This window comes from Bradyrhizobium sp. AUGA SZCCT0176 (assembly GCF_018130145.1).
Lineage (GTDB): Bacteria > Pseudomonadota > Alphaproteobacteria > Rhizobiales > Xanthobacteraceae > Bradyrhizobium.
In genome coordinates, this window is sequence record NZ_JAFCMB010000004.1 from 104,052 (window position 1) to 124,509 (window position 20,458).

Consider the following 20,458-nt stretch of genomic DNA (forward strand, 5'->3'; position numbering starts at 1 on the left):
AGTTGTTCACGGTGTGCATGCTGATGCAGGGTTCAGAACCATGGTCGCCGTACGGGCGCGACTTCATTTCTGGCCAGCTGTCATCTCGGTCCGATCTTTGCGATCGTTTAAGACCGTCGCCAGGCCGAGCAGGCAGGCGCCCGCTTCCGCGATCATCCTGTTGAGCTCGATCTGCTTCGGCCAAGGGCATAGGAACGCTGGCGGTCGGCGGGGTCAATGACGCTGAAGAGCAACGATGGTGCCAATGCCGTGAGCCGGGCGCTGCTGTCGGCCGCGGTCACGACCACGCTCGGCGCGCCGCCGTTCAGCTGGGCCGCGCAGTCGATACGCGAGGACATCAAACGGGCAGTTGAGCCGGTTTTGGATTTATCCTGTTGTTATTGCTTATATTTAACGTCTAAGCGCTCGACTTGCCTTCGCCGCACCAACCGACCGGCCGCCTAAGGACGCCGAAAAGGCGCAAAATCGCCTCGAAAACCCGCCGGACGAAACCATTTCACGGAATCCACGAAACCGTCCCGAAACAGACGGGGCGTACATCTCTCGCCATCAGATGGCGCATAGACGCCTCGGAGGCATCACATGAACCACTCAATTCACTCGGCAGACCGTTCGACCCACCTGAAGATCGTGGTTGTGGCGCTCGTGGCTGGTATCGCGGTGGCAGCTTTCGGCATCTCGGCGCGCACCAATTCGGAATACACCCAGACGGCCCAGACCCAGGTCGTGAAGGCAGGCAAGCCGGTGGTCATCACCAGCTCGCAGACCTCGGCGGTCCGCTAAAGGGGTTTCGTTCTCAGCACCGGCAAGACGGCCGCCTTCGGGCGGCTTTTTTGTTGGCCGCACCGCCACTTCTGACGCACGCTGGAACTATCGGAACGCGTGTGAGCGCGACCGAGTTCCAGTCCGACGATTGGGCGATTTGTCTTTAAGCCATTGAGAAATGGCGCGAGAGACGGGACTCGAACCCGCGGCCTCCGCCGTGACAGGGCGGCGCTCTAACCAACTGAGCTACTCCCGCGGATGCGTAATCACGTCTTGATCCGCGCAGAAGCGAGGACTTAAAGGGCCTCCTTGTTTTAGTCAAGGACGTTGCGAATCCCCTTGTCAAATGGGCCTTTTTGCGATGCCGATGCAAATAACGGCCTATTTGCAGGCAAAACAGCGTAGGCACCCGCCACCCGAATCGTTTAAGGCCTGATACGCCTAAGTTTCCGTAAAGCCATTCATCACCGAGGAGGGCCGAATATGGCGAAGAAAGCAGCGACTCCGGCGACGATCACGCTGAAGCATCTGGCAGCGGCAATCGCTGAGGACCAGGAATTGTCCAAAAAGCAGGCTGAGTCGATTCTGAGCGACATGGTCACCATGATCACCAAGCACCTGAAGAAGGGCGAGCGCATCCGCATCGTCGGTCTCGGCATTCTCCAGGTTCGCAAGCGCGCCGCCCGCATGGGCCGCAACCCCGCCACCGGCGAAGCCATCCAGATCAAGGCCAGCAAGAAGGTTGCCTTCCGCGCGGCCAAGGAACTCAAGGAAGCCGTCTAAGCGACGCGCTTTAAGGTCCGACATTCAAGCGCCGTTCCGGGGGCCCGGAATGGCGCTTTTGTTTTGAGGAAGGCCCGCCGGGAATTCTGCCGTCTGGAGGACTTTGCGATGATCCGCTCGGCGGTGGGTTGGTTGTGCGCGGGGCTCGGCTGCCTTTTCGGGCTCGCATTTTATGAACGCTACTGGCGTTGGCGGGACTGCTTCAACGAACTTGGCCGCTGCTATGATTCGAAATCGCGGGAAGTATTCCTCGAACAGGCCGGCATCGCCTGGGGCAGCCTCACCGTCATTTGTTTCACCATTGCGGTGGTTCTGCTGGTGCTGATACGTCGACGCTAGATCGAGATGAATTCGAGCGCTACGATACAGCCATGACCACAATCAAATTCACCCACGGTGTCACCGAGCGCTTCCTGCGCTATGTCGTGATCGATACCCAGTCGGATCCGGCGTCGCCGACCTGCCCTTCCACCGAGAAGCAAAAAGACCTCGGCCGCGTGCTGGCGGCCGAACTGCGGGAGATGGGCCTCTCCGACGCCCATCTCGACGAGCACGGCTATGTCTACGCGACCATCCCGGCCAATTCAGACAAGAAGGTGCCGGTGATCTGCTTCTGCTCGCACATGGACACCTCGCCGGATTGCAGCGGCAAGGACGTCAAGCCGCAGATCGTGCGCAATTATCGTGGCGGCGACATCGTGCTGCCGGCTGATACGACGCAGGTGATTCGATTCGCCGATCATCCGGCGCTTGCCGACCAGATCGGCAACGACATCGTCACGACCGACGGCACCACGCTATTGGGCGCCGACAACAAGGCCGGTCTCGCCGAGATCATGGATGCCGCGCAGTTCCTGATCAACAATCCGCAAGTGAAGCACGGCGCCATCAAGATCCTGTTCACGCCGGACGAAGAGATCGGCCGCGGCGTCGACAAGGTCGACTTGAAAAAGCTCGGCGCCGACTTCGCCTACACGATGGATGGCGAGACCGCGGGGAATATCGAGGACGAGACGTTTTCGGCCGATGGCGCCACCATCACCATCGAGGGCGTCAGCACCCATCCGGGTTTTGCCAAGGGCAAGATGGAGCACGCCATCAAGATCGCCGCCGCCATCGTCGATCGCCTGCCGAAGGAAACCTGCTCGCCGGAGACCACCGAAGGCAAGCAAGGTTTTCTGCATCCGATCGGCATTTCCGGTGCACTGGAAAAAGCCACCGTCGGCTTCATCGTGCGCGATTTCACCAACGAGGGCCTGAAGGAAAAAGAGGCGCTGCTGGAGGGCATCGTCAAGGACGTGATGAAGGACTATCCGCGCTCGACCTACCGGATGGAGGTCAAGCACCAGTATCGCAACATGAAGCAGGTGATCGACCGCCACCCCGAAATCGTCACTTACGCGATCGAGGCGATCCGCCGTGCCGGCTTGACGCCGGTGCGCAGCTCGATCCGCGGCGGCACCGACGGCTCGCGGCTGTCGTTCATGGGACTGCCCTGCCCCAACATCTTCGCCGGCGAGCACGCATTCCACTCGCGGCTGGAATGGGTCAGCGTGCAAGACATGGAAAAGGCCGTGCAGACCATCGTGCATCTGGCGATGATCTGGGAAGAAAAGGCCTAGCTGACGAGCGGGAGCGATAGTGTGAAAATCAGAAGTTCGATCTGTGTTGTGTGGTTGTTCACGTCTGGCGCAGCGCCTTCCCTGGCGCAGACTGCGGCACCCTCGGCCGAAAAAGTCACCGTGAGCTCCCTGCTCGCGCAGGACTATGCAATCGCCGGAACCTCGGCGACGCCGAGCGGCGGCGCCGGACTGTTTCTGCGCAAAGGCGCAAAACTCTATTTCTGCTTCGTTTCCGAGACCCGGCAATCGGCAACGGTCTCGACGGAATATTGCAAGCCGGTCGAGTAGCCGGCTGGCTCGCAGGTAGAACGGGGCGCGGCGGGCAGCGCGCCGCGCTGGCACTATCCGGCGCGCGCGGTCACGACCCAGACCGAGGCCGGTAGCAGCACCGCGTCCCCTTTGGCGAACGGCGTCAGCGCTTCGCGGATCGAATTGGCTGCGGCAACGCGAAGCTCCTCCGGCTGGCCGTCCAGCGCGCGGCTCACCGGGCCGATTTCGAGCGAACCCTGCACCGCCCCATCGACGCCGCGGCCGATCGCGGCGTCCAGCAACAGCGGACAGGCTTCCATTTCCACCGCGGCAAAGCCGGCTTCGCTCAGGATGCGGCGCACGCGCGCTTCCGAGGCAAACGCAAACGGCCCGGGATCTTCCGGCCCCTGCTGCGGCAGCTTTGGCACGTGTTTATAGGCAGCCTGCAATGGCGCCATGAAGAACGGGTTTTCGCGCGGCTCGCGCCAGCAGGCGAATGCCAGCCGGCCCGTGGGTCGCAGCGCCTTGCGCATGTTGGCAAACGACGCCACCGGGTCGGCAAAGAACATCACGCCGAACCGCGACGCCAATAGATCAAAGCTCGCGGGGTCGAACGGATAGACGGTGGCATCGGCCAGCGCGAAGTCGACAGGCAAATCCTTCGGCGCGCTCGCCCGCGCCCGTTCCAGCATCGGGCCTGATATGTCGACGCCGAACGCGTGTCCTGACGGCGCAACCTTTTTCGCAAACGCAATCGTGGTGACGCCGCTGCCGCAGCCGATATCGATGACCCGCTCGCCCGGTTTGGGCTTCGCGCGATCGATCAGAAGGTCGGCGACCGGCCCGAGCACGACGTCCTGCTCCGCCTGCCGATCAGCCCAGCGTTGCCCGGCCGGGCCGTTCCAGTAGGCTATCTGGTCGGCGTTCTGCTCGTGGCCTGTGGGGGTGTCCATGTGGTGTCTCGCGCGTATGAAAGGCGTCGTCCAACGAACAGTCCGCCTTCGCTCTTCGAGCTACGGCGAGACAGCCTTCGCGCTTCGCACCCTGGCTGGCTTGCCCAGCCGTAGCGCGAAGCGCGAAGGCTGGTAGGCGATGACGGACTCGAACCGCCGACATCTTCCGTGTAAAGGAAGCGCTCTACCAACTGAGCTAATCGCCCTTAAGTCGCCTGTTTAGCGCCGCCCTGCCCCTTGGCGCAAGCGGGGATGCCCTAACAAAAAAGCGGCGCCCCGGGGACGGGACGCCGCTTTGTCACATTGTCTGATCAGTGGGCCGTCAGGCCGCCACCGGCTTCGTCCGTGGCGTCGGATTTGACCGGCACCTTGGTGTCCTCTTCCCAGACGATCGCCACCGGAGGGCGCACCAGCGCCTTGGCGACGACGTCATCAAGCCGGGCGACCGGGATGATGTCCATGCCGCCCTTGATCGCATCGGAAATCTCCGTGAGATCCTTGGCGTTGTCCTCGGGGATGAACACCGTCTTGATGCCGCCACGGGCCGCCGCCAGCAGCTTCTCCTTCAGGCCGCCGATCGGCAGCACCCTGCCGCGCAGCGTGATCTCGCCGGTCATGGCGACATCGTGCCGGACCGGAATGCCGGTCATGACCGAGATGATGGCGGTCGCCATCGCGACACCCGCCGACGGTCCATCCTTCGGGGTTGCGCCCTCGGGAACGTGGACGTGGATGTCACGCCGGTCGAACAATGGCGGCTCGATGCCGTAGTTGATCGCCCGCGAGCGGACATACGACGCCGCCGCCGAGATCGACTCCTTCATGACGTCGCGCAGATTGCCCGTCACCGTCATCTTGCCCTTGCCGGGCATCATGACGCCTTCGATCGTGAGCAGCTCGCCACCGACATCGGTCCAGGCCAGGCCCGTTACGATGCCGACCTGAGGCTCGCTCTCGATCTCGCCGTAGCGGTACTTCGGCACACCCAAAAATTCCTCGAGGGATTTCTCGGTGACCTTGACCGACTTCTTCTTGGAGATCATCAGCTCCTTCACCGCCTTGCGGGCGAGTGTGGAGAGCTCACGCTCCAGGTTACGCACGCCCGCCTCGCGGGTGTAGCGGCGGATCATCAAGAGCAGCGCATCGTCGTCGATCGACCATTCCTTGGAATCGAGGCCATGCTTGGAGATGGCATTCGGGATCAGATGCTTGCGCGCGATCTCGACCTTCTCGTTCTCGGTATAGCCGGCGATCCGGATGATCTCCATGCGGTCCATCAGCGGGCCCGGAATATTCAGCGTATTCGCGGTCGTGATGAACATGACGTTCGACAGATCGTAATCGACCTCCAGATAGTGGTCGGCGAACGTGCCGTTCTGCTCCGGATCCAGCACCTCAAGCAGCGCCGACGACGGATCGCCGCGGAAATCGGCGCCCATCTTGTCGATTTCGTCGAGCAGGAACAGCGGATTCGAGGTCTTCGCCTTCCGCATCGACTGAATGATCTTGCCGGGCATCGAGCCGATATAGGTGCGGCGATGACCGCGGATCTCGGCCTCGTCGCGCACGCCGCCAAGCGACACGCGCACGAACTCGCGGCCCGTCGCCTTCGCGATCGACTTGCCCAGCGAGGTCTTGCCGACGCCGGGAGGTCCGACCAGACACAGGATCGGTCCGGTCAGCTTGTTGGCGCGCGACTGCACCGCCAGATACTCGACGATCCGGTCCTTGACCTTCTCAAGCCCGTAATGGTCGCTGTCCAGGACCTCCTGCGCGGCCACCAGGTCCTTCTTGACCTTGGACTTCTTGTTCCACGGGATCGACAGCAGCCAGTCGAGATAGTTGCGCACGACGGTGGCTTCCGCGGACATCGGGGACATCTGGCGCAGCTTCTTCAGCTCGTGCTGCGCCTTCTCCCGCGCTTCCTTGGAGAGCTTGGTCTTGGCAATCTTCTCTTCCAGATCGGCGAGCTCGTCGCGACCTTCGTCGTCGCCGAGTTCCTTCTGGATCGCCTTCATCTGCTCGTTCAGGTAATACTCGCGCTGGGTCTTCTCCATCTGGCGCTTGACGCGCGAGCGGATGCGCTTCTCGACCTGCAGCACCGAGATCTCGCTCTCCATCAGGCCCAGCACCTTCTCCAGGCGCTGCGTCACGGACAACGTCTCCAGGATGCCCTGGCGATCGGCGATCTTGACGGCGAGATGCTGGGCGACCTGATCGCTCAGCTTGGCGAAATCAGTGATCGCCTGAACCACGCCGACGACTTCGGCGGAGATCTTCTTGTTCAGCTTCACATAGCTTTCGAAGTCGGACACCACCGAACGCGAGAGCGCCTCGGCCTCGACCGAGGTCGCATCGGTATCGGCGAGCGCAACCGCGGTGGCTTCGTAATATTCGCTGCGGTCGGAATATTTCTGGACGCGTGCGCGCTCCAAGCCTTCGACCAGCACCTTCACGGTGCCGTCGGGCAGTTTGAGCAGCTGCAGGACGCTGGCGAGCGTGCCGACTTCGTAGATCGAATCCGGGCTCGGATCATCGTCGGACGCGTTCTTCTGCGTCGCGAGCAGGATCAACGCATCGTTCTTCATCACCTCTTCGAGCGCGCGGATCGACTTCTCGCGGCCGACGAACAGAGGCACGATCATGTGCGGGAATACGACGATGTCGCGGAGCGGCAGCACCGGATAAGAGTGGCTTTCGCCGTGGACGATAGATGGCCGGGGTTTGGCGGTCGTCATGGCCTAATTCCTTTTGTTGTGCCCCCTTGCACGCAGTCCGCCTGTTGTGCGCAACCGCCACAAGGTGCCGGGAGGTTCCGGGGCTGCAAGCCACCTTCGCAGCCTGTATTTCCGGATCGTTTGGCGACGAATCTCAAGCATGAGCTTCGCCACCGACAGCATTAGGTGGCTATCGGGTACGGGGGTGTCAAGTCACGAAAAATGCCCGCCAAATGGGGCTAAACGCCAAAGGATTGCTGCGAAATAACTACGCCGCTGTGGCCGCCGGAATGTCCCGGCAGCCGTCCTGTTTGGGACAGAAATCCATCCCGGACCAGGGCCTATCAGGCGCTGGCGCTGCTCTCGACGGCGCGGTCGGAACGGTCCGCGTAGATGTAGAGCGGACGGGCAGTTCCCTCGACCACTTCGCGCGAGATCACCACCTCTTCGACGCCTTCCAGACCCGGAAGATCGAACATGGTCTCGAGCAGGATGCTTTCGAGGATCGAACGCAAGCCCCGCGCGCCGGTCTTGCGCTCGATCGCCTTGCGGGCGACAGCGCCAAGCGCCTCGTCGGCGAAGGTGAGTTCGATATTCTCCATTTCGAACAGCCGCTGGTACTGCTTGACCAGCGCGTTCTTCGGATCGGTCAGGATCTTCTTCAGCGAAGCCTCATCCAGATCTTCCAGCGTCGCGACGACCGGCAAGCGGCCGACGAATTCCGGGATCAGGCCGTACTTCAAGAGGTCTTCCGGCTCGACATGGCGGAAGATTTCGCCGGTGCGGCGGTCTTCCGGCGCCAGGACCTGCGCCGCGAAACCGATCGACGTCGAACGGCCGCGTGCGGAGATGATCTTCTCGAGGCCTGAGAAGGCGCCGCCGCAGATGAACAGGATGTTTGTGGTGTCGACCTGCAGGAACTCCTGCTGCGGATGCTTGCGGCCGCCCTGCGGAGGCACGGAGGCAACGGTGCCTTCCATGATCTTCAACAGCGCCTGCTGCACGCCCTCACCCGAGACATCGCGGGTGATCGACGGATTGTCGGACTTGCGGCTGATCTTGTCGATCTCGTCGATATAGACGATGCCGCGCTGCGCGCGCTCGACATTGTAGTCGGCCGACTGCAGCAGCTTCAGGATGATGTTCTCGACGTCCTCACCGACATAGCCGGCCTCGGTCAGCGTGGTCGCATCCGCCATCGTGAACGGCACGTCGAGAATCCGCGCCAGCGTCTGGGCCAGCAACGTCTTGCCCGAACCGGTCGGACCGATCAGCAGTATGTTCGACTTCGCGAGTTCGACGTCGTTGTGCTTGGTCTGGTGATTGAGCCGCTTGTAGTGATTGTGGACGGCGACCGACAGCACCTTCTTGGCGTGGCTCTGGCCGATCACGTAGTCGTCCAGCACCTTGCAGATTTCCTTCGGCGTCGGAATGCCGTCGCGCGACTTCACCAGCGAGGACTTGTTCTCCTCACGGATGATGTCCATGCAGAGCTCAACGCATTCGTCGCAGATGAAGACGGTGGGTCCCGCGATCAGTTTGCGGACCTCATGCTGGCTCTTGCCACAGAACGAGCAATACAGCGTGTTCTTGGAGTCGCTCGTGCCGACCTTACTCATTCTATTCTCCGTCCGCCGTTCGATCCCGTCACTCGATCGACCCATTCCGGTACCAAACCGGACCTGAAAGTAGATAGAGCAAATTCCGTACCAAAAAAGACCTTAACTCAGTACGCGCCGTTCGAATCACGGTTTACTCGAATCCCCGCGATCCTACCCGATCCCTCACAGCCAACCATGCTGACACCCGACTATCAAGAATTCGCTAACCGGGCTCGGCGCGGACACCGTGACAATACCGTGATTTTCGGCCTTCGCACGGGGAGAAGTTACCGAAATCACCCAAGCGTTGCGCGATTACCACGCCGCCAAACCAGCACGAAAGCGGAACTTTCTGCCTACGTTCGGGCATAAGCAGCCGCTTAGAGCGTAATTTGCCGATTGGGCCCACCTGTCAAGGTCAACGCGTGGGTACCTCCACCCGTTACCTTACGGGGTCTTGGTCATCGCCGGCTCTTCCGGACGCTTATCCATCACCTTGTCGACAATACCGAAGTCCCTGGCCATGTCGGCGGTCAGGAACTTGTCGCGCTCCAGCGCTTCCTCGATCGCCTTGTAGGTCTGGCCGGTGTGCTTCACGTAGATTTCGTTGAGCCGCTTCTTGAGATTCAGGATCTCCTGCGCGTGCAGCATGATGTCGGTGGCCTGGCCCTGGAAGCCGCCGGACGGTTGATGCACCATGATGCGCGAATTCGGCAGCGAGAAACGCATGTCCTTGTGGCCCGCCGCCAGCAACAGCGATCCCATCGACGCTGCCTGCCCGGTGCACAACGTCGTCACCGGCGGGCGGATGAACTGCATGGTGTCGTAGATCGCCAGGCCCGATGTCACCACGCCGCCCGGCGAGTTGATGTACATCGAGATTTCCTTTTTCGGATTCTCGGCTTCCAGGAACAGCAGCTGAGCGACGATCAGCGTCGACATGCCGTCTTCGACCGGACCGGTCAGGAAGATGATGCGTTCCTTCAGAAGGCGCGAGAAAATGTCGTAGGCGCGTTCACCGCGGTTGGTCTGTTCGACCACCATCGGCACAAGGTTCATGTAGGTTTCAACGGGATCGCGCATTAGTCACCCAAAGGTTGGCTGGGGCGAACATCCATCGGCAAGCCGGCTGATTTGCCAAAAGTGGACGAACGTCCCGTGATGCAGAACTTCAAAGACAACTCACAGATATGAGCCAATTTCCCGGCCACAAGGCCGAGCAATTGCGAGCTGGATTAGACGAGTTCAAACTGATTCGCAGGCGAACTCATAGCGACGGATGCCGAAGCCCCGCCGCTTTCGCCGTTCATCATTAACATCAGGTGCCGGGATTAAGCGGCAGTTTTCTCAGCGTCCTCGTCCTTGAACAGGTCTTCGCGCGAAACCTTCTTTTCGGTCACGTTGGCGAGTTCGAGGATGAAATCGACCACCTTGTCTTCATAAATCGGCGCACGAAGCTGGGCCAGCGCATTGGCATTGTTGCGATAGTAGTCCCAGACTTCCTTCTCGCGGCCCGGCATCGACCGCGCTCGCTCGATCACGGCGCGGCTGACTTCGTCGTCGGTGACGGTGATCTTGTTCTTCTCGCCGATCTCCGACAGCACGAGGCCGAGCCGGACCCGGCGGTCGGCGATCTTCTGGTACTCTTCCTTGGCGGCGTCCTCGGTGGTGTTCTCGTCGGCAAAGGTTTTGCCGCTGGATTCCATTTCGGCCTTGATCGAGTTCCACATCAGATTGAACTCTTCAGCGATCAGTGACGGCGGCGCCTCGAATTTGTGGCTTTCGTCGAGACGGTCGAGCAGCGCGCGCTTGACGCGCTGGCGCGTCGCACCGGCAAATTCAGAGACCAGGCGCTCGCGCGCGGCTTCCTTCAGCTTGTCGAGCGATTCGAGGCCGAGCGTCTTGGCGAACTCGTCATCGACGGTGGTCTCGCCCGGGGCTTCAATGGCGGTGGCGGTGGTTTCGAACTCGGCGGGCTGGCCGGCGAGCTTTTCGCTCGCGTAGTTCTTCGGGAAGGCAACCTTCAGCGTGCGGGTCTCGCCCGCGCCGATGCCGATCAACTGCTCTTCAAAGCCCGGAATGAACTGGCCGGTGCCGATCACGACCTGGATGCCCTCGCCGGTACCACCCTCGAACGGCGTACCGTCGATACGGCCGGTGAAGTTGATGGTGACGCGATCGCCGTTCTCGGCCTTCGCGCCTTCGCTCTTGGCGTTATAGGGGCGGCTCTGGTCCGCGATCCGCTTGATGGCGTCATCGACATCGCTGTCGGACACGTCGACGACCGGCTTCTCGACGGTAAAGCTCTTGAAGTCGGCGAGCTGGATCGTCGGCACCACCTCGATCGCCACCGTGTAGGTGAGATCGCTCTTGCCGGCGAGCAGTTCCTCGACCTCTTTTTCCTCGGTCGGCATCGTGATCTTCGGTTCGGTCGCAAGGCGGAAGCCGCGATCGGTGAAGATCTGCGTGTTGGTGTCGCGGATGGTCTGGTCGATGGTCTCGGCCATGACAGAGCGGCCATAGACTTTCTTCAGATGGCTCACCGGCACCTTGCCGGGACGGAAGCCGTTGAGCTTCACCTTGTCCTTGAGGTCGATCAGCTTGGCGCCGGCCTTGGCATCGAGATCCGATGCGGGAACGCTGATCTTGAACTCGTGCTTCAATCCCTCGACGAGGGTTTCGGTGACCTGCATGGCGTCAATCTTCTTCCGTTTCGGCAGGGCGCGTGGCCCCGACATTGTCAATTGGGTCGACGCGGGGCCCTTAAAGCCTGCGCCGGTGGTTCGGCTGACCCAACTCCCCAACCGGGGAAACAGGCCCTCCAGTATTCATCATGCAAACGCTTGAATAGAGCGCTTGGTGCGGGCGGAGGGACTCGAACCCCCACAACTTTCGTCACTGGAACCTAAATCCAGCGCGTCTACCAGTTCCGCCACGCCCGCGTAAAAAGCATCCAGTCCGGCCGCGATGCCGCGAGCGGCGGGCTTATAACATGCGCCCACGTGTCCGCAGCAAAAAAATGGCCATTCCGCCCCCTCGCCCGAGGCAAGGCGTCACAGCTGGACAGGGCCGCCAGAAAATGGTCCGCATCGGTCTCATGGCAAGCCCCAAATCCCTGCTGCACCGACGCGAGCTGATGGCCGGACTGGGCGCTGCCGCCCTGCTCCCGATATGGCCCGCCACTGGCTCTGCTCAAGGCCGCGCCGCGCTGGCGCTGCAAGCCAAAGCCGATGTCGTTGCGCTTCGGCCAGGGGCGCCGGAGACGCCGGTTTGGTCACTTGCCGGTTCGGAAATGCGATTCAAACGCGGCGATACCGTTGAAGTCACGCTCGCCAATGAGCTGCCGCAGCCCGTTGCCCTCAATTGGCGGGGGCTCGACGGGGCCGCGAGCGTCGAATCGCTGACGGCCCGCCCGCCGCTCGTGGCCGGGGTGAAGGAAACCCTGCAACTGCCGCTGCGACATGCCGGAACGCTGCTGTGTGACCTGACCCTTCTCGCCGACGGCCAGGCACGGCCATCGCGGGCTCGCGCATTGGTGGTCCGGGAAAGCGAGACCGTCGCCGTCGATCGCGACGAGGTGTTTCTGGTCGAGGACTGGCGGCTGCGCCCGGACGGAACCGCGATCGCGCCCGGGTTAGACCCCAAGGACGCCACAACGGTTTTGACGGCCAACGGCCGGCTTTCGCTCGATATTACAGCGCGAACCAATGAACGGATCAGGATTCGCTTCATCAACGGCTGCCAGCGGTCTGTTATCGCCGCGAAAATCGAGAATTTCGACGTCCGCGTCATGGCTATCGACGGCCAGCCCTCCGAGCCGTTCCAGGCCCGCAACGGCGCGCTGGTGCTGCCCCCCGGCGGCCGCGTCGATGCCTTTGTCGATGTGACGGCGCCGGCCGGGACCACCGCAGCGATTCTGGTCCACGACGGCAAGGAGGCCCGCCCTATCGGCAGGCTGATCGTCTCGGGTGAACCGCCGGTTCGCGCCGCCCCGCTTTCCCCGGCGCCGCCGTTACCTTCCAACGGTCTGCCGGAGCGACTCGACCTCAAGGGCGCAACCCGGGCCGACTTGACCCTTGGCGGGCCGCAAGGCGACTGGGTGCCGCCGGCAAACTTCACTGCGACCGCCGCGCCCGCGGTCCGCACCAAAGCGGGACGCACCGTTGTGCTGGCCCTGAACAACCGCGGCGCCACCCCAACGGTGTTTCACCTTCACGGCCATCATTTCCGGCTGCTCGACCGGCTCGATGACGGCTGGAAGCCGTTCTGGCTGGATACGCTGGCCATCGAACCCGGCCAAACGCAACGCATCGCCTTTGCCGCCGAATATGCCGGACGCTGGCTGATCGAATCCGTCGCGACCGATTGGGCCTCCCCCCGGCTGGTGCGATGGTACAGTGTGGAATGAGGAGACCAGCATGAGCGTATCCGTTCCCGCCATTCGCAGCGTCACCGCCCGAAGCCTCGTGGTGCCGATCGCACGGCCGGTGAAGACAGCCTTCTCAACGATCGATGCCGCACCGATGGTGTTGATCGATGTCGCGACCGATCAAGGCGTTACCGGACGCGCTTACATCTTTGCCTACGCCCAGCTGACGCTGAAGCCGCTGGTGCACCTGATCGAGGAGATCGGGCGCGAACTCGTCGGCAAGCCGGTTGCACCGTTTGATCTGATGAAGGCGATGGATGCAAAATTCCGCCTGCTCGGCTGGCAGGGCCTGGTTGGCATGGCAGTGTCCGGCCTCGACATGGCCTATTGGGACGCGCTCGGCCAGATTGCCGGTCGGCCATTGGCCGAGCTGCTCGGTGGCGCGCCGCGGCCGATCAAGGCCTATGACAGTCATGGCGTGGTCGATCCGATCGCCGACGAGAAGGCGCTGCGCCGCTCGCTGGAGCAGGGTTTTCGCGGCATCAAGATCAAGGGCGGCGACGGCGACGCTGCCAATGACGAGCGGGTGGTCAAGGCCGTGCGCGCTTTGCTCGGCCCCGATATCGCGCTGATGATCGACTTCAACCAGTCGCTCGATCCCGCGGAAGCCAGCCGGCGCATCGCTCGCCTTGAGCCCTATGATCTGCACTGGATCGAAGAGCCGGTGCCACAGGAGAACCTGCTAGGCCACGCCAAGGTGCGCGAGACCTCGCCGACGCCGATCCAGGCCGGCGAGAACTGGTGGTTCCCGCGCGGCTTTGCCGAGGCGATCGCAGCCGGCGCCAGCGACTTCATCATGCCCGACCTGATGAAATGCGGCGGCGTCACCGGCTGGCTGCAAGTCGCAGCGCAAGCCGAAGCCGCCAACATTCCGGTGTCGAGCCATCTGTTCGCTGAGGCCAGCGCCCACATGCTGGCGGTGACGCCATCCGCGCACTGGCTCGAATTCCTCGATTTCGCCCGCGTCATCCTCGCCCACCCTGCCGAGATCATCGACGGCACGGTTACCGCGCGAGGTCCGGGCCTTGGGCTGGAATGGAACGAGACAGCGGTGGCGAAATATCAGGTGACGTAGTGGACAGTTCGGCAGTCGGCGGATTAGGCGTCCCATAGATGGGAATTCCGAAAGAACTCGGACATGCTCGAAGTCACAATTTCAATTTTATCGCGTGGATATGGGACCGAAACTGCGTAGTCATGTGGAATCCTTACAAGGGGCGGATCGTTAGAAGAATTCCTGAGATCCACAAAATATGGATCTCCTGATCCCTCCGCACACGCCCCTACTGCGAGAAATCCATAGGACAGCACTGATTTCCCGGGCTCACATTCGACGCTCTCGGACACAATCTGTTCCGGCGTTAGCCAGATAACTTCTGCTCCGATCCCAGACTCGTCGTGATCCGTGTTCAAGCTGAAGCCAACGCCCGCCAGCGCGTGCCCTCCCAAAAGGGCCATGAGCCAATCAGGTGTCAAACTGGCGGGCAATCGAGATCTCAAGAAATGTATATCGCCATCCGTCGCGCGCGTGCCGCGCAGATTTGGACTGATCGAGCGTAGGCGTAGATCGAGCGTCATGATCTGGCTCTTTGCTAATACTCAATCCCGAACTCGTCATACAGCCGCCGGAACACCGCGGGCAGCACTTCGGTCAAATCTTCCGCGATCAGGCCCGGCCCCGCCTCGCGGGCGCCCTCGCCGTGCATCCAGGCGCCGATACAGGCAGCCTCGAAGGCCGGCACGCCCTGGGCCAATAACCCTGCGATGATCCCCGCCAGCACGTCGCCGGCGCCGGCGGTGGCGAGCCAGGGCGGCGCGTTGGCGGCGATGCTGGCGCGCCCGTCGGGTGACGCCACCACCGTATCCGGCCCCTTCAGCAGCACCACGGCGCCAGAGCGCAAGGCGGCGTCACGCACCCGTTCGAGTTTGGAGCGGCCCGGATGCTTGTTGCTGATGTCGCTGAACAACCGCGGAAACTCGCCCTCGTGCGGGGTCAGCACCACCTGCGGATCGCTGGACGCCTTGATCGATTCAAACAGGCGCTCCGGTTCTTGCGCAAAGCTCGTCAGCGCGTCGGCATCGAGCACGAGGTGACGTTTCGCCGACAATGCGGTGTGGACGAGATCGCGCGTGCGCGCGCTGATTCCGGCGCCCGGTCCGATCACGCAGGCATTGAGCCGCTTGTCGTTCAGCATGTCAGCGAATTCGATCGCACTATCGACCGCGCGGATCATCACCGCGGTCAGGGCCGAAGCATTGACCGCGAGCGCCTCGCGCGGCGAGGCCAGCGTGACCAGTCCGGCGCCGGCCCGCAGCGCGGCGCGCGCCGCCAGCCGCGCCGCGCCGGTTGAGGCCATGTCGCCGGACACGACGACAGCGTGACCGCGCGCATATTTGTGGCCATCGATACGCGGCACCGGAAAGCATCTCCGCCAGGCCTGCGGAACGTTTTCCGTTGTCTGCGGGCGGATCTCGTCCAGCACTTGCGCATCGATGCCGATGTCGGCGACGCGGACGCGGCCGCAATGCATCCGTCCCGGCAGCAACAGATGCGCCGGCTTCTTGCGGAAGAACGTCACGGTCTCGACGGCGTTGATCGCGACATCCATCACGGCGCCGGTGGTGCCGTTGATGCCGCTCGGCAGATCGACGGCGAGGACCGGCGCGCCGTTGGCGTTGATCGCCTCGATCATGTCAAGCGGATCGCCCTTCACGGGACGATTGAGACCGGCGCCGAGCAGCGCGTCGATGATCAGCGCCGGCTTTCCGATCGCCTGCGGATTGAACGGCAGCACCGGGTATTTCCAGCCCTTCGCCGCGATTGCCGCGTCGCCCGTCAGACTGTCCCGCTCGCAGAGCAGGATCACCGAAACCTCGCGGCCGCGCGCGGCCAGTTCGGCCGCAGCGACAAACCCGTCGCCGCCATTGTTGCCACGGCCGGCAACCACCACGATCGCGCCCTCCTCGACCAGTTCCATCGCGGCTTCGGCAACGGCCTGGCCCGCGCTCATCATCAGCGCGAAGCCGGGCGTGCCGGCGGCAATGGTCATTCGGTCGGCGCGCTCCATCTCAGTGGTGGTCAGAACTTCCATGCCGAATCCTCGATCTATCAGCCTTTTCCGGAGGCATTTCCGATATCGGCCGTAGCCAATTTTCCAATAGCTGCATACCAATTGATCGGTTTGCCTATTTGCTAGGCTTGGGTATCATGCAGCGTCCGGTTCGACCTCTGCCGATTGCCTGTTAAAAGTCTGATAACATTCCAAAATCAGGCCCGTTAACAACTTGGCATAGACCCTGCTTTTGGGGAAGCCGGTAAGGAAGCCGGTTCAGGACCTTCGTCGTTCGCGGCAATTGCGAGCGTTTAGAGGCCTGATCAGGGATCAACGACCAGACGGCGCCACGCGCGACATCGAAACTATCTGCTCTGCAATTTGTAATGCCCGGGAGGCGCTCAGTGAAAAAAATCGAAGCCATCATCAAGCCGTTCAAGCTCGACGAGGTGAAGGAGGCGCTTCAGGAGGTCGGACTGCAGGGCATCACCGTGACCGAGGCCAAGGGTTTCGGCCGGCAAAAGGGCCACGCCGAACTGTATCGCGGTGCGGAATACATCGTGGACTTCCTGCCCAAGGTCAAAATCGAGATCGTGATATCAGACGAACTGGTCGAGAAAGCCATCGACGCGATCCGCCGCGCCGCCCAGACCGGCCGCATCGGCGACGGCAAAATCTTCGTCTCCAACATCGAAGAAGCGATCCGGATCAGAACCGGAGAATCCGGGCTGGACGCTATCTAAGCCGGGTGCTATCCCGCATTTTGCGACTGAAAAACAAGAAAAGGGCTGCTTCGGCGGCCTGATTTCGTTTGCGATATCTCACCACTCTGTCTGTGTGTGCGTGTTGTTTGCGAAAATGTCGTTGTCGCAGAGTCCTGGAAACCAAAAGGGGTATTCATGAAGACCGCCAAAGACGTCCTGAAATCGATCAAGGACAACGACGTAAAATACGTCGACCTGCGCTTCACCGACCCGCGCGGCAAGTGGCAGCACGTGACTTTCGACATCGGCATGATCGACGAGGAAATCTTTGCCGAAGGCACCATGTTCGACGGCTCGTCGATTGCCGGCTGGAAGGCGATCAACGAATCCGACATGTGCCTGATGCCCGATCCGGTCACCGCGACGATCGACCCGTTCTTCGCCGAAACCACCATGGTCATCACCTGCGACGTGCTCGAGCCGACCACCGGCGAGCCCTACAACCGCGACCCGCGCGGCATGGCCAAGAAGGCCGAGGCGATGGTCAAGTCGATGGGCATCGGCGACACCGTGTTCGTCGGACCGGAAGCCGAGTTCTTCGTATTCGACGACGTGCGCTTTTCGTCCCTGCCCTACAACACCGGCTTCAAGCTCGACTCCTCGGAATTTCCGACCAATTCGGACACCGAATATGAAGGCGGCAATCTCGGTCACCGCATCCGCACCAAGGGCGGCTACTTCCCGGTGCCGCCGCAGGACTCGGTGCAGGACATGCGCTCGGAAATGCTCGGCGCGATGGCCAAGATGGGCGTCAAGGTCGAAAAGCATCACCATGAAGTCGCTTCCGCCCAGCACGAGCTCGGCATGAAGTTCGACACGCTGACGCTGATGGCCGACCACATGCAGATCTACAAATATTGCATCCATCAGGTCGCGCACATCTACGGCAAGACCGCCACCTTCATGCCGAAGCCTATCTATGGCGACAACGGCTCGGGCATGCATGTCCACCAGTCGATCTGGAAGGACGGCAAGCCGGTGTTCGCCGGCAACAAATACGCCGACCTCTCCGAGACCTGCCTTCACTACATCGGCGGCATCATCAAGCACGCCAAGGCGATCAACGCCTTCACCAACCCGTCGACCAACTCCTACAAGCGTCTGGTCCCGGGCTATGAAGCCCCCGTGCTGCTCGCCTATTCCGCGCGCAACCGTTCGGCCTCCTGCCGTATCCCCTACACCGCCAACCCGAAGGCCAAGCGCGTCGAGGTCCGCTTCCCCGACCCGATGGCCAACCCGTATCTCGGCTTCGCTGCGATGCTGATGGCCGGCCTCGACGGCATCAAGAACAAGATCGATCCGGGTCCGGCGATGGACAAGGACCTCTACGATCTGCCGAAGGAAGAACTGAAGCAGATCCCGACGGTGTGCGGCAGCTTGCGCGAGGCCCTGGAAAACCTCGACAAGGACCGCGCGTTCCTCAAGAACGGCGGCGTGTTCGACGACGACTTCATCGACAGCTACATCGAGCTGAAGATGACCGAAGTCGAGCGCTTCGAGATGACCCCGCATCCGGTCGAATTCGACATGTACTATTCGCTGTGATTTTTCGCGGCGCTCGCGCCGCTGATGTCACGGTCCACAAATGCGAAAGGCGCTCCGAACGGGGCGCCTTTTGTTTTGTAGACGGGTTAACTCATCTGCCCCACTGGCTGAAACTCATATGCCTCCGTTGCGCGCACACGCGTCCCGCTGGGCGAAACCCTTAACCAGCTTTCGACATGCCCGATAGCGATCTTCCATAGACTGGCCGGCGACCTTGCCCTGTCGCAGATCGCTCTCTTGCGCAACCTTCGGGCCCGGGGGTTTCGGCTTGATCGTGGGCCCTGATATCGTGGATCGCCGCTCTGACGGCTCCTGTTTGGGCACTCGACCATTTTGCGGAGCCTGATCACGCTTGGCCGATGGTTCGGCATCCCCACGCCATTTTACGAGTTGCCAGATTGGGCGAAGCTCGATGCTGCCCCTATCAACGGGCTTGTCTGATTTAGCTGTGAGCAATGTGAGAACGTTCTTGTCGTCCAGTTTTACATTGATCCCCGGAACCGTCTTGATGGAAAACTTGTCGTTCACAATGTATTCGGCGAACCATTTGTACCCCGCCGCATCCCGCGTCCAGGAATGCTTCGTGGGTGGGCCCCAAACGTAATATCCACGTGCGAGGCCGGTCGCGGAAACTTCTGTAACGATCAACATGGCGTTGCGACCCTTGCCACCTCCCCAGCCGCGCTTGCTAGACCACACTCCGACAAACCTGGAATTAGCGCCGAGAGGATCGTCCTGAGCGGGCGAGATAGCGAACTTCGGCATATCGAATCGCTGAGCCACCCCAATCGCTGCCACTTTTTGACTGTCTTCGGCCAAAAACAGGTTTCGGTCGGACGGTCTCGCACCTGAATTTTCGCCTCCTTTGATCGTGCCCGCATTGTCCTCTAGTCGAGGAGAGACAGTCGTGGGAGATGCTGCAGCAACCTCTTTGGATCTGAAGTCCTTGATCCGTTGACGAGCTTCAGCGGCGTGACTGCTCTTTGGATATCTGGAGAGAAATTCCTCGTATAAGCCGGCTGCCGTTGACGTTCGCATAGCTTGCCAAAATTGCTCATCTTCCGACGGAACTGCCGCAACTTGACCAGCAGCAGGCCGTGCTGGAGCGCTGGCACCGGGAGCTCTAAGATAAATCTCCTCCTTCGACAGCGATCCGTACACAAACGGCTGCTGTTCGCGCTTGGTTGCCGCCATGACGTCATCCCGGACTCTCCGAAACAGGAATGAGATTTCGAGTCCAGGTGTCTCAATGTGTCGAAGAAGGGCTATCGTAAACGGACTGTTGCGGCCTTCGCCGTCGCTTGCTGTGGTGCCATCCCGAGCGGCATATGCAATCAGCACGTTGTCGGAGGGTTCTGTCGGAGCCAACCCGCGAGCCACCGCCCGGGTGCTGAGCGAGCGCTTCATCTTTGCAGCAAAGGGATTATTTCGACATGCATCAAGAATGACGAGACCCAGCTGCCGCGCCTTTGAAACCTGGAGACTAATCGAGCGCAGACTGACGGCCTCGCTCTCGATGTCGGCGTCGCTACGCAGTTCGGCATTGACCGGAATCAGCCAATTTTCGCCACCCACCTCCATGCCGTGTCCGGCATAGAATACGACGGCCATTTCCGCCCCTTCGGCAGCGCGGCCGAAATCGACGATGGCTTTACGCATTTCGTGCGCGGTCGCGTTTTTTGTTTGCGTGACCTTGAAATTCAATCGCTCAAGGGCACGCGCAATGTCGGCTGCGTCACGAGGCGGGTTAGGTAGCTCCGGTACCTTTTCGTAGGAGCCGTTCCCGATGACGAGCGCGATCCGATTCTCAGCAAGTGCCGGCTGAATGAGAAGCCAAATTGAAGTGACGACGAAGGTGGCTGCTCTAACGGTGCGCATCGGTACGGTCCTAACCAGCATTAAATTCGAAGCTATCATCCGGGTACCCCGACAACAGGAAAACTAGAAATTGCACATCTTGTGTGATCTAACTCACAG

The 20,458-nt window shown here is 61.5% G+C and carries 17 protein-coding genes and 3 tRNA genes; 10 read left to right on the plus strand and 10 right to left on the minus strand.

Annotated elements, in window-relative coordinates; all coding sequences use genetic code 11:
• Positions 1–216: 216 nt before the first annotated feature.
• Positions 217–444, plus strand: a complete 228-nt coding sequence (locus JQ600_RS11740) for a hypothetical protein (protein ID WP_212489927.1) — start codon at positions 217–219, stop codon at positions 442–444.
• Positions 445–582: 138 nt separating this feature from the next.
• Entirely contained in the window at positions 583–783 is a 201-nt protein-coding gene (locus JQ600_RS11745) for a hypothetical protein (RefSeq protein WP_212263550.1), read from the plus strand.
• Positions 784–944: 161 nt separating this feature from the next.
• On the opposite strand, the gene JQ600_RS11750 is transcribed toward JQ600_RS11745, so the two are convergent.
• Positions 945–1,021 (minus strand) — tRNA-Asp (locus JQ600_RS11750).
• 227 nt (positions 1,022–1,248) lie between these two features.
• Between JQ600_RS11750 and JQ600_RS11755 the strand changes: the two genes are divergently transcribed.
• The 4 genes from JQ600_RS11755 (at position 1,249) to JQ600_RS11770 (ending at position 3,458) form a co-directional block, all read left to right on the plus strand.
• Positions 1,249–1,548, plus strand: coding sequence for an HU family DNA-binding protein (locus JQ600_RS11755; protein WP_212208117.1), 300 nt, complete (start codon positions 1,249–1,251; stop codon positions 1,546–1,548).
• 108 nt (positions 1,549–1,656) lie between these two features.
• Positions 1,657–1,887: a hypothetical protein gene (locus tag JQ600_RS11760; protein WP_212388929.1), complete on the plus strand. Its 231-nt coding sequence runs from the start codon at positions 1,657–1,659 to the stop codon at positions 1,885–1,887.
• A gap of 32 nt (positions 1,888–1,919) precedes the next feature.
• Positions 1,920–3,170 (plus strand): peptidase T, encoded by a 1,251-nt coding sequence (gene pepT / locus JQ600_RS11765; RefSeq protein WP_212388930.1) that lies wholly within the window; start codon positions 1,920–1,922, stop codon positions 3,168–3,170.
• Between the two features lie 120 nt (positions 3,171–3,290).
• Positions 3,291–3,458, plus strand: coding sequence for a hypothetical protein (locus tag JQ600_RS11770; protein WP_212413957.1), 168 nt, complete (start codon positions 3,291–3,293; stop codon positions 3,456–3,458).
• Positions 3,459–3,511: 53 nt separating this feature from the next.
• Here JQ600_RS11770 and JQ600_RS11775 read toward each other — a convergent pair whose 3' ends face one another.
• The 7 genes from JQ600_RS11775 to JQ600_RS11805 all read right to left on the minus strand — a co-directional run bounded on the left by JQ600_RS11775 (position 3,512) and on the right by JQ600_RS11805 (position 11,632).
• Positions 3,512–4,372 (minus strand): class I SAM-dependent methyltransferase, encoded by an 861-nt coding sequence (locus JQ600_RS11775; protein ID WP_212388932.1) that lies wholly within the window; start codon positions 4,370–4,372, stop codon positions 3,512–3,514.
• A 130-nt stretch (positions 4,373–4,502) separates the two neighbouring features.
• A tRNA-Val gene (locus JQ600_RS11780) sits at positions 4,503–4,578 on the minus strand.
• Positions 4,579–4,683: 105 nt separating this feature from the next.
• Positions 4,684–7,110, minus strand: coding sequence for an endopeptidase La (lon, locus tag JQ600_RS11785; protein ID WP_212489928.1), 2,427 nt, complete (start codon positions 7,108–7,110; stop codon positions 4,684–4,686).
• A 323-nt stretch (positions 7,111–7,433) separates the two neighbouring features.
• The gene (gene clpX / locus JQ600_RS11790) at positions 7,434–8,708 is read right to left on the minus strand and encodes an ATP-dependent Clp protease ATP-binding subunit ClpX (protein WP_027537232.1); all 1,275 of its coding nucleotides are present in this window, start codon (positions 8,706–8,708) and stop codon (positions 7,434–7,436) included.
• 429 nt (positions 8,709–9,137) lie between these two features.
• Positions 9,138–9,773, minus strand: coding sequence for an ATP-dependent Clp protease proteolytic subunit (locus JQ600_RS11795; RefSeq protein ID WP_192733466.1), 636 nt, complete (start codon positions 9,771–9,773; stop codon positions 9,138–9,140).
• A 248-nt stretch (positions 9,774–10,021) separates the two neighbouring features.
• Positions 10,022–11,383, minus strand: coding sequence for a trigger factor (gene tig / locus JQ600_RS11800; protein WP_212263557.1), 1,362 nt, complete (start codon positions 11,381–11,383; stop codon positions 10,022–10,024).
• A 164-nt stretch (positions 11,384–11,547) separates the two neighbouring features.
• Positions 11,548–11,632: transfer RNA gene (locus tag JQ600_RS11805), tRNA-Leu, on the minus strand.
• A 137-nt stretch (positions 11,633–11,769) separates the two neighbouring features.
• Here JQ600_RS11805 and JQ600_RS11810 point away from each other — a divergent pair.
• Both JQ600_RS11810 and JQ600_RS11815 read left to right on the plus strand, forming a co-directional pair.
• Positions 11,770–13,098, plus strand: coding sequence for a multicopper oxidase family protein (locus tag JQ600_RS11810; protein WP_212263558.1), 1,329 nt, complete (start codon positions 11,770–11,772; stop codon positions 13,096–13,098).
• Between the two features lie 10 nt (positions 13,099–13,108).
• Positions 13,109–14,194, plus strand: a complete 1,086-nt coding sequence (locus tag JQ600_RS11815) for an enolase C-terminal domain-like protein (RefSeq protein WP_212388934.1) — start codon at positions 13,109–13,111, stop codon at positions 14,192–14,194.
• 517 nt (positions 14,195–14,711) lie between these two features.
• Here the strand turns inward: JQ600_RS11815 and JQ600_RS11820 are convergent.
• On the minus strand, positions 14,712–16,211 hold the full coding sequence (locus tag JQ600_RS11820; RefSeq protein ID WP_212263560.1) for an NAD(P)H-hydrate dehydratase: 1,500 nt from the start codon (positions 16,209–16,211) through the stop codon (positions 14,712–14,714).
• Positions 16,212–16,576: 365 nt separating this feature from the next.
• Between JQ600_RS11820 and JQ600_RS11825 the strand changes: the two genes are divergently transcribed.
• Both JQ600_RS11825 and glnA read left to right on the plus strand, forming a co-directional pair.
• Positions 16,577–16,915 carry a P-II family nitrogen regulator gene (locus JQ600_RS11825; RefSeq protein WP_027537227.1) on the plus strand — a complete coding sequence of 113 codons (339 nt, stop codon included), beginning with the start codon at positions 16,577–16,579 and terminating at the stop codon, positions 16,913–16,915.
• Between the two features lie 156 nt (positions 16,916–17,071).
• Complete coding sequence (gene glnA, locus JQ600_RS11830; RefSeq protein WP_212263561.1) at positions 17,072–18,481, plus strand: type I glutamate--ammonia ligase; 1,410 nt, start codon at positions 17,072–17,074, stop codon at positions 18,479–18,481.
• Positions 18,482–18,595: 114 nt separating this feature from the next.
• Here glnA and JQ600_RS11835 read toward each other — a convergent pair whose 3' ends face one another.
• On the minus strand, positions 18,596–20,359 hold the full coding sequence (locus JQ600_RS11835) for a caspase family protein (RefSeq protein ID WP_212388935.1): 1,764 nt from the start codon (positions 20,357–20,359) through the stop codon (positions 18,596–18,598).
• Positions 20,360–20,458: the final 99 nt, after the last annotated feature.